Origin of the sequence: Lacticaseibacillus baoqingensis (genome assembly GCF_003946165.1) — a bacterium.
GTDB lineage: Bacteria > Bacillota > Bacilli > Lactobacillales > Lactobacillaceae > Lacticaseibacillus > Lacticaseibacillus baoqingensis.
The window spans coordinates 38,223-52,700 of record NZ_RHOI01000017.1 but is presented as its reverse complement, the minus strand read 5'-3'; the positions used below and the strand labels follow the sequence as shown (position 1 = coordinate 52,700).

The following is a 14,478-nucleotide window of genomic DNA, read 5'->3' as shown; positions in this document are numbered from 1 at the left end:
AACTCAACTCATCAAAGATAACAGTTCATCTCACGGTGTCGTGCCATGGGGTGGCTAACTTGTTCTTGCAATTTGCGGAAATCATTATATCGTAATTGATGTGATATTTCTTACAGAGTATCTCGACCAATAATGAAATCATTGCTAGTAAGAAATAGACAAGAATAAAATAAGTTGAGTGTATTCTTTCAAGAAGCCCAAATTTCCTAATATAATAACCAACAAAGAATAGTATCAACAACCAAAAAACCGAGAGCCCATCATCCAATGAAAAATGTCGAATGAATCCAACAGTTACAGAGATGATTAATAAAGATCCAAGAACAAGTGAAAACTTGTGTTGAGATAAAGATTTTATACCCTCAGTGCAGAAGGGCAATAGCAACATTAAACCAATGTAACAATTTATATACCAATACAATGTGACAGGTATTATTCCAATAATTATGTCTTTTAGTGCAAGATTTGACTTAAAAAGCATTAAGAGCGCTAAAATAACCCAAGACCAAAACAGCACCTGTACTATAATTGACACAATTCTAGTTACGTGAAATGATCTACCAAACGAAAGAAATCCAGTAATCATTGCAAAGAGATTTACCGCAATTATTGCTAGATTCTCCAGAAACCATGCAACGGCAAAATTTACACCTTGCAGCTCAGGACTGTGAAGTACCCCGCCTTGCAACAAATTATGTAGAAGAACCACAAAAAACATGGATAAAATACGCGCAATATCTATGCCATAATTTCTCGAACTTGTATTAATCATAACAATAATCCCCTACAATTATTTTATAAATCATTTAAAATGTTTTCCCATATGCTAATTCCCTAGAAGTATGTCAGTGTTTTGAGCGATTATTGTTTATACATATCTTTTTTTGACCTTAAGATTGTTGGCTAATGTACTTTAAAAGTTTTGGATATCATCCTTGCAATTGCAAAGTTTGATAATTACTTCTTATTCCCGATGTTTAAAGATAATATTGGTAAACCATTTATTGTGATTTCAGAAAATTACGTAAAAGTCTCTGATTTTTAAGTCTCGAAAAATTCCGAGTCGTTATGACTCACTATCGCTAGTTAGTCCAGGGAAAAGCAATTATATTACCCACGAGATTCGCAAATACAGGATAAATTCAATAGACCAGAATTTGATTTAGACGATCTTCAATAAGAAAGAATAAAATTAATTATATACCAAAATCAGACTAACCAAAAACACAAAATCATTTTGTCCAGAATTCTTAATGATGCAGGATAACCCAGGGTATGACATCTCTTAAAGGTAGGCACCTAGTAATTGACTGTACTAAAGAGCCCCGCAATCTCGGCTTTGAGATTGCGGGGCTCTGCTTGGTTAGGCAAGTTTTTTAAATTTTGGCGCAGTGTGGATTAAATTATACGGTAACCAATCTTCCCGTTCTTTGTTTTTTGCGAAAGTTGGCAACTTTGACTCTTTTTGAAGTGGATCTTTGAAATACTGAACTGGATCAAGTTCATTCGCTTTGCGGCTTCAATCATTGTCGTCCAAATTATGTTCGCTTCGGCACCTTTTGGTCTTGTACTGAACAACGGGTTTTTTTCGCACACTGACGCAGGTCTTCTTTTACGTTCTGATGCATTGTTACTCAGACCAATTTCATCATAATAAGCACTCAATTTAAAGCAGTTCATTGTCCTTGCGCGTAAGTGATGGCTTTACCAAATCGAGTTTTAGGCCAGGGTATCGACTTGATCACACCATTTCCAGAACTGCTCAATTAGGGGCTTGAGCTCTTGCTGACGTCTGTTCACGCACCCCTCCGCTGGAATATTTTTTCCTGTGGTGCTCAAGCTCAAACATCTAATTATGTAGCCTCAGTCCAATGGTCATCACCTTAGTTATGGTAAAGTCATCAAAGAAATTGCGACTTGCATGAGCGCAACAACTGATTGAGAGATTAACCGCGATTAAATAATACTGGCGTAACTGTCACACTTAGGCGACAGGAGATGGACTATATAAGCTTTCGCAAATTTTATTTCCCTGACTGGGTATTCGCATAGGCATAATTACCAACTGGCTAAATGGCACGTGTGATTCTTCGTAGCCTCCAGACATACGATTTGTTTGTCGCTATTTTCCAGGTTCATGCAATACTTGATACGGCATTTTATCACCTTGGAGAAAGCCTTGACTCATCAGGTGTTCGGCTATGACACCACATACCGGTCTCACCAGCTTAGCACACTTGATTATCTAGTTAGCAATAGTCGTTTTTCCGAGTATTGCACCAGCTCGTTGCCAATCTCTTAATAGACGGCACAACGGAGTCGCCAGAATGTACTTCTGGTGAAGGATTTACGCAATCAACGACGGAGTTACGATACCGTAAACGTTCAGCGCATTGGAGCATCGGCTCGATAAGAATGGCTGCGCCCATCCTCTTGTTCACATTAGTCACACTTGTACGGTTAAACGTGGATCTTCTCAACAAACAAACGCGTACGAATAAACCGCTCTTCTTCTCGAAGTAACTGCTTCCCGAAAGCCTTTAGGTCATGTCCACGTTCGCAATACTTACCATTCTTAGTAATGAATGCTTTTTTACCAGCAGATCTTTCGCAACAATTTCAGAACGCTTCTCCTTTGTCTTATTTTGCTTGTTTAGCTATGTCTTCGCTTTGTTGCCTAGTTTACTCTGGGTCAGTAAAAACACTATCACCCTACAATAATGACGTCTGATCGGGATTGATTGCTTCGAGTTGCAACCTAAACGGTGTTGAGTCAAATAAGCCACTTGCTCTGCACGGAGCTGGACTTGTTCAAGTAAACTTGCATTTTGTTCGACCGTGGTCATTATACTTAAGCAGATTTTTGGTTGTCGTTGCCAATGGCACTGCCTCGCTATGTTTGTTGGCAAATGAATGCGGCCATTCTCGATACGTATCCAGAGAAGAATGAGCCTTCACCGTCCCAGTACAATGCCTCGAAGAAGTCTTTGCATCGACAACAGAACAAATAGAGTGCTTGGTTATGTGGATCAAGCTGTGTGTTCTAGAACCAAGGTGGCAGTGCCATCGATTCTACGTCGAAATCAGTTCTAACACATACAAAATAAATGTCGTGAGGTCGTGCAGGAAAGTCGTGCAGGATCAATGGACATCAGTAAACACGGCTATTATGATCACTTCAAGTGAAGGATGTAGACTTGAATATGGTTGTAGACAACAATCGACTTATTGGTGTCTATCTTGATCTGTAGACTTTGGTTGATTCTTGACTTAGGCCACAATAGTTTGTCCATCTTAACCTCAGCAATCGCAGGTTTCTCTGCCATAGAAATACCTCACCCTTCATTATGATACGGTATGAATACCGCCAATTTGAGGCGAGTCATATTTGGTCTGTTATTAAGTGCTTACGGTTCAACAACGTCAGAATCTAAAGAAACAAAAATGGCTTAACCCCAGCTGAACACTGAGAACACACCATAGATGATTAATTCAATTCCTAAAGTTTTCTTGGTTAAGCACCTCGGCATATGAAGCGAACTTATTTAATATTATCAACTACTTGTAACTTTTTCATTTCAACAAAATTTGCATCCAAACTCCCTACAACTTTGACTTTGGATTTTGATTCATTGACGTATTTTCCAGGAATAGCAACCTTTTCTTGAGAACCTCGCAAAGCCCACTCATATTCAACGTCCAGGTGCCCAATATCTACTGCTTGAATACCCCTTTTAGAAAGTTCAAAGGTTAATATCGTTGCAGTTGGACCCAAGGCGATTAGCACAAGTTCACCGTGATAAGCTTGCTTAATAATTGTATCAAGTATTTGTTTTCGAGAATTGAAGGCATTAGTCTGTGGACACTCTATGCGGTGAATACTACGAGCCTTAACAAACAAATCATTTCCTAGTCCGAAATTGGTTTCATTGCCTTCAACAATTAGGAGATCTCGTCCCTGCCATATCTGCTTTATTGTTGAAAATTGGTTCAGCGCTTGATTCTTATTTTTCACATCCATATATGGTCGTGTAAACTGTGCATCACCATAACGGTAGCCGAATCTGAGTTCCCGAATCCAATATTTCCAATTTTGGCCAAGCGACTGCATCCAGAATTTCTTCGACTTTCTAACATAATTGTTAAGTCGAAACGTAAAAGCACTTGGAATACAAATAAGCAGCTCATCAGTATTGCTTCTAAGGGTTGCTTCTAGCTCGTTTCGCAACTCATTAGATGCATTTTGAAATGAAATTGAAGTTTTACCACAAATCAATCCAAACTCTCCATCACCAAAACGCGCGCAGGATTTCCCACTCACAATTTCATTGACAGTCTGCTCAAGTGTGAGTACTTGCGGATGCGAACTGAATAATTTATGAAAATAAAAGCTGGTATAACTGCGTAGACCGTGGAACTTCTGATTAATACTCTGCATATTTCCTCCAAGATATATTAAAGACTCATTTACAGGATAATCTTTTTATCAAATCATTCGTTTGAATCGATTAAATGCGCTCCGAAACTCCTTTTCCCATGAAAAAAGCAGTAGATATAAAACTCCAACAAGAATTACAGAGACAAAAGTAAATCTAACAAAACTCATTAATGAATCAACGAACAGATGTAGCTGAACAATCCAAAGTACAGCAATTGCAACGCTATATTTCATATAAAATAACAACGTCCTGAGAAAGTACATATACAAAGATTGGTGAAATCCAAATTTAAAAGCGATATAGGGCTCATACCATGCATTAACAAAAATAGAGGAACAAATCGTTCCCAATAAAACTCCGTCTAACCCCAGGTGGAAAACTTGAAGAAAAAATAACGAAAAGCCAAGATTTGTACCAGCTTCAAATATAGGTTTCCATCTTTGTTGCCAAAATAACCCGTAAGCAGAAATAAAAGTCCTAGTGGAGCCTTGATACATAAGTACAATCAAGTATGTGGCAATCAAACAAACCGTTTTCCTCGGGAGAAGATATTTTGGCCCAATCCAAACAGAAATAAACCCGTTAATTAAAGCAAAGGTAATCGTACTTGTAAGAAAACTTGCACTGGAATTAATAAACCAATATTCTTGAAATACCGAAAAAATTTTCAAATTATCTTTTTTCGCAACAAGATTGCCAACACTTGAAATAATGGAGCTTGTCGCCTGCTGTACGATACTTTTTACGGCATTCGTAATCAAAGTATAATTCGAATAAATTCCAACTGCTGATAATCCGACAAACGCAGAAAGCAAAATATTATCCGAACCCAACACAATAATTGATCCAATTTGTGTTGACATATTTCCAAGTATATTTTTTTTAAGCTCGGTGCTTACGGCTTTTGATAATGGTTTAACATTTTTCTCACGGATATACGGATACTGTTTATTTACAACGCTAGAAATATATATATTTGAAGCTAAGGTGGTCAAGACCTGAATAATTAAGAAAATCGAATAATCTTGGTAGAGTACCAAAAACAGGATCTGCAAAACAACAGAGGCAGAGTAAAACACAAAATCATTTACGACAGTTATATAGTTTTTTTGATCTGCATTTAATAATGAGCGTTTGTAAGTAAAAAAGTAACTAACGACAGAATTGCTTAAAAATAATAAATAATACTGATAAACATTACTAATCCCAGATGTTCCGTGAATAATTAGTGATAGAAATGGCACTAAACAAATTCCTGCAACACCAACCACTATACCGATAATAGTATACGCTTTTCGATAAACTAGCATCAATGACTTCGTGGTTTCAGTATCTCCTGTTGCTAGTGGTGAATAAAGCTCATAAACAATCGTAAAGCCGATTCCCAACTCGGCTAATGATAGAAAACTAAGTACATTAGTAAACAGTCCATTCAGTCCCAAAAAGTTTACACCCAAGTAATGGATGAAAAATGATCTCGAAACGAAACCAAGGAGTGTACGCAATAAATAGATTATAGCGGACACTGAAGAGTTCACCATCGAATAATGAGTTCGAGACTTAATGATGTTTACCTCCTTCGCCATTCAGAGTGAATAACAACCCGGACTTTGCCAACGATAATCGAATCAGAACCTTCACGAAGAACACTTGTTCACCAACCCACTGCTGAAGCAAAGTGGTTTGTTCCCTATGACTGTTTTCGGATAAATAATATCCAATAGTATTGATGGATTGAACGTATAACCAAAACGATCTTCGAACATAACTAAATGGCAATAGCCTTGATATTGTCTTTTTCTCGTTTAAATTGTCGATTATAAATTTTTCAGATATTGTTTTCGTTATATTACTATTATGAATTCGATAATTACCAATCACCGTACTGTCCAAATAGGCATCTCCAACAAGAAGCGCACGCAGATAAATGACCGAATCATTTAACATTTCGATCGTTCTGATGCCCGCCATAGTTAGCAATTCTCTTGAAAACACTGAAGAAAATGTCGATTTTGGTTTGCTAATTCCGTGAGTAAATTTCATAAGATATAGATTTCGAGAAATCTTACCATTTTTTTCAAGCTGCATACCAGATCTTACTTCTCCGGAGACTTCGTAAAAGTCGTTCGCGTTAAAACCAACAAATGCCAAACCATCTTCTTCACGAAAATGTCGAATTGCTTTGTTTACAAAATCTCTGTCCGTATAATAATCATCATCATCCATGAAAACAACATATTGTCCAATTGAATTCATAAATCCCCAGTGTCGGTTCAAACCTGGACCGTTATTTTTATTTACCCGATGATATCGTACAGATTCACCAAAATTTTCATCCAGCACAACTCCTAATTGGCTTGTAGGATCATCATCAATAACAAGAATATCTACATTACCCTCAAATTGTTGATTAAGCACAGATCGAATAGCTTGAAGAACGTACCCCTCCCGATTATATGTTGTGATAATAAAGCTAATGGATACAGAATTCATCTGGTTGCTCCTCTTCCCTAAACACTAGTTAAGAACTCATCAAGATACTTGAACTGAAGACGTGCCAAATCTTGAATTTTCTTTAATTTAACTGGCGATATAGTATTCATTTGAGAAAAGTCGAACTCCAGATTGGCATCAGAAAACTCAGAAACGCTCATAAAATACTGCTCCTCAAACAAATCCGACTTAACGTGATTGGTTTTCTTGCTATACGATATTATTAATGATGGCCTCTGAAGCAACCAAGCAAGGATCATGGCATGAAACCGCGATCCAACAAAATAATCACAATCTGCTATTGTTGAGACCTTCTGGTCTGCCGTAAGGTTTGTAAGAATTGAGACTCGACTCTGAGCTTGCTCGGGTACATACGCCTTGATTCTTTTCGCTGCTTCGCCATCTCCCTCTGCCATACTAAAGGGCAGTAACTGTACGTATTCACCAAATTCCAGAAATTTAGAAATTATCTTTGCAGTGTTTTTTTCATATTCTTGTTTATGTGCAACCAATGATTCAAAATTTGCTCGTACAGAAAGCGATAAGTCTATTGGTGCGATTACAAGTACCTTTCCATGATTTGCTTGACCAAGAGCGTTAGACGGAACAGATAAGTTAAAAACAACATCCGGTGCGTATGACACGTTCGGAAGGTCACGAAACAAATCATATGAGAATTTGTCTCGGAACACAGTGCCAACGGTATGCGCAAAAAAAGCACGATGTTCAAGTACGAATTTTTTTTCAAAATAAGGTCCAAAGTTACTCCCAATCACAAAATAAGGAAAAGCAGTCACGTTTGCTCGCCGATACGGTAGCAAGAACCTTCCCATAACTTGTTGTTGAAATATAGAACCACCAATTTCAACAATTGCATCAAATTTTCGCATACTTAAACTTGAATAATTTATCATCTTGAGCAGCATATTTCTGATTCTTAACGTTAACCGATTATGAGTAATTACAGTTACGTTTGATAAGTCTTGAAAGTTTAAGCTATGCATTGCAGAGCATTCTAGATAAAATTGAGTTGTAGGATATCTATGGGAAATTATTCGAATAAATAGGTCATCCCCTAGATTCGAAGCAAAGTATCCTCGAAGTAAAACTTTCAATATTTGTACTACCTCCGACGGGTCTAAACGAATGATGATGTCTACGATCTGCTCATTGAATATCCCGATACGAGCTTAAGTGTTCTTCGCGACTTTTATTGTATAGACTAGTAAATACATATTTAACAAACGGTATCCGTGAGAGCTGTCTCAGAGTCCTCATGGAAAAACGATACTTGGCAAGAACCGAATCGTCATTATTCTCTCGTGACATACCGCTAATATACAATACCTCTTTTTTTAAATCTCGAAGAATTACCGTGAAATGTCGTCTGGGAAACAAATCGCGTATTCTGGCCCGAGCTCGAATCTGTCCAGTCAAAATGCCGGATACTGCTCTTGCTGTTGTATTCTCTTCATTGTGGATCACAATGCTAGAAACCTGGTTTAATGGGACTACACTTCTTCCCTTCAGACTTCGAGCCCAAAAAACCCAATCTTCATATAAGTACATATCCTCTGGAAATCTGCCTAAATTCTCATTTCTAATTAAGACAGATGAAATTGAAAAGCAATTCCTATTCTCTAAATCAGAATATTTAAAACCAGTAGCCTCGATACGACTGTCCTGCCTACCATTTCTAACTATGGTATCGCTCCATACTGCAAATAATTCTTCATTCGAGTCAAGAATCTTCACGGCCATTTTAATTCCAACTCCGAACACAAAAAAATCATCCGCATCGAGGAACATTAAATATCTTCCGCAAGCCTTGCTAATTCCAAAATTTCGCGCGTAACTCCTGCCTGATCTTTCCAAATTCCAGTACTTAATCCAAGAATACTTGATTGAGTATGCATTAATCAATTCGGCAGAAGTATCCGTGCTTCCATTAAGAATCACCAGTACCTCTACTGTTAGATTATTCGGCAAATGCAGTCTAATTGAGTCAATACAATCAATCAGATACTTTTCTGAATTATGCGCTGGTATGATGATAGACACATCCGGTCTTGAATGTTCAACTGCATTACACATTTAAGAAAACTCCTTGTATGAACGATAATGATGAGCTCCCCTCCAGCTATCCACCAATCCTAAAAGGATTGGTATTGGTAAAAGTAAAGAAACCCCAGAAAAAGCTAACATATTATCGAATGGTGATAACAAGAACAACACGACCAACAATGCATTAGCCAAACCCATTCGTGCTGGTGAAGTCCTCTTAACAAGCACCATATACCACAGTGGTAGTAAAAGAAGATAGATGAGATATAGCATCATTCCCCCAAAGCCATAAAACATATACGGCATAAAGAACCCTGATGATGCTGTAAGCACCGGTGAAACTTGTATTACAGGAAATAATCTGATACCTAGCAATTTTTTCGAGAAAACATCTGGAATAAAACATCGAAAAATAAAATCTACTGGACGAGAAACAACAACTGAATCGGTCAAAGCCGATTGGTTCCCTTGCAGGACCAAAATCTGATTTTGTAGATTGGCAAGGGGCGAGGTAGCATACAAGTATGTCCAGTAATATGGCTTCGGGATTTTTGCGTTTTTAAACTTCGGGGAAGCATCAGTATATTCCATTATTAAAGTGGATTTTACGAGGGGCTCTGTTAGTCGCATTCCGGTGTTCAGTCGATAATTTCCCAGGATACCAAACAAATATAAGCCAATCGCCACCAAGAGCACAAGCAGCATCTTCGTCCGGCCCCTCATCTTCCGTTCACGATTAAATTGGGTTATAAAAATCACGAAGATGGCCATAAGTACGATTGCAATTGTTCCACGGGAAATCTGGAGAATAAATGGCGTTATCGAAAGAATTAAGTTTAATAGATCAGCTCGTCTCACATTCTTTCGCTTGACCATCTGATTTCCAATTTGAATTGCCAAATACGTATTGGCGACCATAATAAAGGTGTGAATCTTCGGAATACCAAACTCCGTATAGCTTATCGCACCAAAAAGGGGGATACCATGTGAATATAGTGCCTCTATCAGAAACACCACACAAAAGAAAACACTACTCTTGAAATATAAACTTGAATTAATTTCTTTTTTTCCCGTATCGGAGAATTTTGCAGCCCAATCTAATTTAGAATACAGAATTCCAACTAAAACAGTCAAAAGGACTGCAAGCAAAAAGAACATTAGAACGTTGAATCGCAGCTTAGGATATACATTCGACCACCCTAACTGATACGTAGCAATGATAAAAGCCCACTCAACGCCAAATATATAATAAGGGTTTTTTATTATTTTATTCAATAGCTATCCTCTCATCAAAATAATATATTGAAGAATGTTTTGCTTCCAATTGAATGCAGAATATTTCTTTAAACAGAATTCTGATAACCGCAAAGGAGTTGTCGAATTATATATTTTTATCAGTTCTTCCAGGTTCGGAGATGAAGCTAATCCCGAACTAGATGTTAACTGCTGTAATGCCAAAAGAGTCCTCTTCTGATTCATGAAGTGCTTTTTAGCATCTCGCCACGTAAGACCAAGATTTAAGAGATGACCTGAAAAACTCTTGCTAGAAGTATTTGTGGTAACGTTCGAGGAATGTATTCGATGCCACATAGTCTGTTTAGAAACATACCTAACTTCACCAGTAACAGAAGCAACCTTTGCAACCCAATTATCGTGATTCTCTGTGACCTTTGGAATGTTGGTAACAAGATGATAAAGCGACTTATTAAACATCATAGTACATCCCATCATCCAATTCTGCACAAGAATTCTCCGACTTAAATTTACATTTGGATCAACAGAATACGCAGGATGTAGCAAGTATTGGCTGCGAGAATCATTAACATCATAGTTTGTATAAACCAACACTGGACCCACATTATTCACCAAATTCCGCGAGAGTTCATCCAAAGAGACCTTTATTTTATCCTTGTACCAAATATCGTCTTGATCAGCAAACATATAAGCTTGAAATCCATCATCAACAGAATCTAGAAGTGTGGAAAAGTTTGCTAATTGTCCTTTTCCACGATTAGTATTATCTTCCACAATAATAATTCGGTCTTCTGTTTTTTTAATCTCTTCAATCAAAGCTTTTGAGCCATCAGTAGATCCATCATCCCGAATGAATAAGCGCCAATCGGTAAATGATTGGCGGATAATTGACTCAATCTGATCACGTAGATATTCCGCTCCGTTATACGTAGCCATTAGAATAGCGACCGTCATCGATTATTTCCCTCTTTCACAAGAAAATCTGCAACATTTTGCGGCTGTTCATGAATATTTTCATCCGTTTGTTGGAATTTGATTGGAATATCCTTATTCAGCCATGATTTCATTAACTCTGCAAGTTGTGCTGAATTTCCAACTTCAAAAAATTCAACATTATCATAATTTTCAAGAATTTCGCGAGCTGGGCCGATATTCGCCGAGAATATTTCGGTTCCCATGTTTTTTGCTTCCAGTAAGGGCAATCCAAACGTCTCAATACTTGAGGGAAAGAGAAGTACTGATTCTTCCATTAACTTATAAACTTTAGATCTTTCAATACTTCCAAGACATTTAATCTGAAATGGAATATTTTCCGCACCGGAAAGTTCTCTTAAATCTTGTTCTGTAATAGTTAAAAAAATTCTAAACGAATTTATCCCCTTTTCTGATAGAATCCTGCAAACGTCAATGAGCGTCCGATGATTCTTATAAATCATGGGAGTTGCTGGATAAAAAAAGTTATCTGGTCTTTGACGAATTTTCTTGTTTGTTACGAAAACAGTCGGCGAAATCACGGTGATTTTCTGTGAAGACTGAATATTTCGTTTAACTAAAATTTTCTTCAACCATTCGGTTTGAACAATTACGTTCGCGTTTGCAAATCTAATCAGGAGATTAATGATAGGTCCGAATATTCGCTGATATATTGCAAGTTTTCGTTCTCTTTGATTAAGAAACGAGAACTTATGTATATCCATAACATAATTCAGTGGTTGATGTAAATATACAAACTGTTTGGCATGGACACCCAAGGTGGCTGTATTTTGAAATGAAATGTAGATATCTGGATCCAATTGATTAATGAATCGACGACCCCAGAGAAAATCAAATCCAAGCCGATACAATTTGGAGCTCTTCAACTTGGGAAGCTGAATTACTTTGACATGATCACGTTCTTGAACGAATGGTCCAGAAAGGATAAAAATCCATTCAATTGGATCAGAGCTGTATGCTCCAATCATTTTTTCAAAATCCTTAAGCACTGAATATACGCCACCCGCGCCTGGTACCGCCACTCCATCATTAACAACAATTCTCAGCATTAACATTCCTTTCGTATTCAAACCGTGACAATCGAACATGGCTACATATCAGCGCCTTTAACTTAAAACAAGATCGTCTTTCAAAAAAACAGCTTAACAGATGTGAATTCTCCCGCTGAATATGCCCTTCACTTACAATCTTAATCTGAATTATGGAACAAATATCTAATATGCTAACTCAAAACACTTTCCATCCCCACTTAGAAAAATATCTGTACATACTCACAACCATTCGTAAAATTCCCTTAATCGATTTTTTATTCTCTCTTTGCCACTCGTGAATTATGTAGGCATTTGGGAAAAAAACGGTCTTACCACAAAGCGCCATTGATCTAGCTATGTCAGCATCTTCCATGTACAGAAAATATCGTTCGTCGAAACCACCGATTTTTTTTAGCGTGTCTGTCTTAAAAACAAGAAAAGATCCGGGAAGGTTACTAGATTCGTGAATATGACCATACTGATCGTCATAAGTGAACCAACGCTGCCGTTGTGGAAAAAAACTTTGCCCTGCAAAACGAAGCCCCATATCCAAAATTGTCGGAGTTCGCTTTACAAGCTTTTGGATATAGCCTTGTTTATCTTTAATTAATGGGGATAACAAAACAACTTCATGTGAGTGCATGTATTGAATCATCATATTAATTTGACACTTATCAGGAATCGTAACGTCTGGATTCACAATAATATGATAGTCCGATTCAAGAAACGAAATCGCTAAATTATTACCAGCCCCAAATCCACGGTTTTCCTTAGCTATTATTGAGTGTATATGCTGATTTCTCTTTGATAGTGCCTGTAAGTGATTTGTTATTTCGGTATTATCTGGAGAGTTATTCACTAGATAATAATCGTATTGAAAATCTGGTGGAACCGTATTTTCAATATTCGAGACAAGTTTTGAAATTTGATCAATCGTGTTATTGAAAAATACAGTTGTGTATGAAATTTTCACGTATATCACAATTCCTTTACCGTTAACTTTTATTTCAGCTGCGTCAACAAGCTATAAACCAAGAAATTTTATTTCACTCATAGCATCTTAACCAATTTTGAAAGCTCTTGAGCTGATATCTTGAGTATGAATTAACAAAATAATAATATTATGGTTACGAAAATGGCTCTATTTCATTGCTATGTAGCAGTAGCATTAATTCTGCAGGTCTTGCATTTTCATATCTCAGACTATTTTAACTTAAGAATGAGAACGTGGTTCGAAGTGAGCTCGAGTACATAAAAACAGTATATGTTTTTATGTACTTAGTTTACGAAAAAACGACTAATTACTTGCTTTACCCAACCGAGCGTAGATTTCTTTCTACTTACGTAAAAATAATTTATATAGTGGGATAAAATCTAAATTATCTTTATAGCACCCTAGATTTTAGTATACCTCACAATTAATCAACCACAACATGTTGAAAACGGTTATTTTTGTTTGAAATGTTCTTGTAATGTTCATTATTGATTATCTGTTCTGTACTACCAATTATGAGCCTTCCGATGCTCAAAATTTTGAAAGTTAGGAAAAATGTCAGTCGAAATTTGATAACAGTAATGCGCGCATACCGTTTATGTTTTCCAAATCTTACCAGTTTCAGAATATTACAACTCACTGCTGACGTTATTGCCAACGGCTCTCCATTTGTTGAATCGTCAAACTACGTGAAGCAAACCTTGGCTGCTAAGCAATCTCGTTATACAATTATTTGCGTCGTACCGATACCCGCATACTGCTGACAATAATCGAAGTACCACGCTCAGGTGCATCCAAAACCAACTCTTCAATTTTCTTACGAACAGTGCTATACATGAAAGGCTGTCCGTTCCTTTAATCTGACTGTCAGCACACAACAGCTGCGACAAAGATTCTAAAACTAGAGTGCAAAATTTGCGTGACTAAAAAGTCGGAATTCCGCTAAAATCTTTGTCAAACACTTTCAGTCATTACGAATTTTGCTTCTCAGCGGGACTAATTCTACTGTTATTCATATATGAGCGCAACCTCATATATACCCTTATACCCTTAGAAAAAAGTGGTCGCATTTGGGTCATAACATTTAATGTACAAAGATATATGGTAATAGTGCCTTCGCCCCACTAATACCGGCCAGAGCAGCAATAACCACCTGAATAAAAAAATCAAAATCGGATAGCAAACAATCTTGGGCTCAAGCAATTGAAAG

The 14,478-nt window shown here is 37.2% G+C and carries 10 protein-coding genes; all 10 read right to left on the bottom strand.

The genetic code is table 11. The features are described 5' to 3' along the window. Nucleotides 1-25 precede the first annotated feature (25 nt). The 10 genes from EKM91_RS08325 to EKM91_RS08280 all read right to left on the bottom strand — a co-directional run bounded on the left by EKM91_RS08325 (nt 26) and on the right by EKM91_RS08280 (nt 13,247). Complete coding sequence (locus EKM91_RS08325) at nt 26-772, bottom strand: acyltransferase family protein (protein WP_125752614.1); 747 nt, start codon at nt 770-772, stop codon at nt 26-28. A 2,769-nt stretch (nt 773-3,541) separates the two neighbouring features. Next, a complete protein-coding gene (locus EKM91_RS08320; protein WP_125752611.1) occupies nt 3,542-4,438 on the bottom strand; it encodes a GT-D fold domain-containing glycosyltransferase in 897 nt (298 codons plus the stop codon). Between the two features lie 48 nt (nt 4,439-4,486). Next, on the bottom strand, nt 4,487-5,980 hold the full coding sequence (locus EKM91_RS08315; protein WP_225419480.1) for a lipopolysaccharide biosynthesis protein: 1,494 nt from the start codon (nt 5,978-5,980) through the stop codon (nt 4,487-4,489). Between the two features lie 19 nt (nt 5,981-5,999). Continuing rightward, nucleotides 6,000-6,932 carry a glycosyltransferase family 2 protein gene (locus EKM91_RS08310; RefSeq protein WP_125752605.1) on the bottom strand — a complete coding sequence of 311 codons (933 nt, stop codon included), beginning with the start codon at nt 6,930-6,932 and terminating at the stop codon, nt 6,000-6,002. A gap of 17 nt (nt 6,933-6,949) precedes the next feature. Then, nucleotides 6,950-8,047 (bottom strand): polysaccharide pyruvyl transferase family protein, encoded by a 1,098-nt coding sequence (locus tag EKM91_RS08305; RefSeq protein WP_225419479.1) that lies wholly within the window; start codon nt 8,045-8,047, stop codon nt 6,950-6,952. A gap of 52 nt (nt 8,048-8,099) precedes the next feature. Beyond that, nucleotides 8,100-9,026 carry a glycosyltransferase family 2 protein gene (locus EKM91_RS08300; RefSeq protein ID WP_125752599.1) on the bottom strand — a complete coding sequence of 309 codons (927 nt, stop codon included), beginning with the start codon at nt 9,024-9,026 and terminating at the stop codon, nt 8,100-8,102. Beyond that, nucleotides 9,027-10,271, bottom strand: coding sequence for a hypothetical protein (locus EKM91_RS08295; RefSeq protein WP_125752596.1), 1,245 nt, complete (start codon nt 10,269-10,271; stop codon nt 9,027-9,029). It abuts the gene before it with no gap. Between the two features lie 3 nt (nt 10,272-10,274). Next, complete coding sequence (locus EKM91_RS08290; RefSeq protein ID WP_125752593.1) at nt 10,275-11,204, bottom strand: glycosyltransferase; 930 nt, start codon at nt 11,202-11,204, stop codon at nt 10,275-10,277. Continuing rightward, nucleotides 11,201-12,313, bottom strand: a complete 1,113-nt coding sequence (locus EKM91_RS08285) for a glycosyltransferase (protein WP_164508508.1) — start codon at nt 12,311-12,313, stop codon at nt 11,201-11,203. Before EKM91_RS08285 ends, EKM91_RS08290 begins: the two co-directional genes overlap by 4 nt. Before the next feature lie 157 nt (nt 12,314-12,470). Then, nucleotides 12,471-13,247, bottom strand: coding sequence for a glycosyltransferase (locus EKM91_RS08280; protein ID WP_125752587.1), 777 nt, complete (start codon nt 13,245-13,247; stop codon nt 12,471-12,473). Nucleotides 13,248-14,478 lie beyond the last annotated feature (1,231 nt).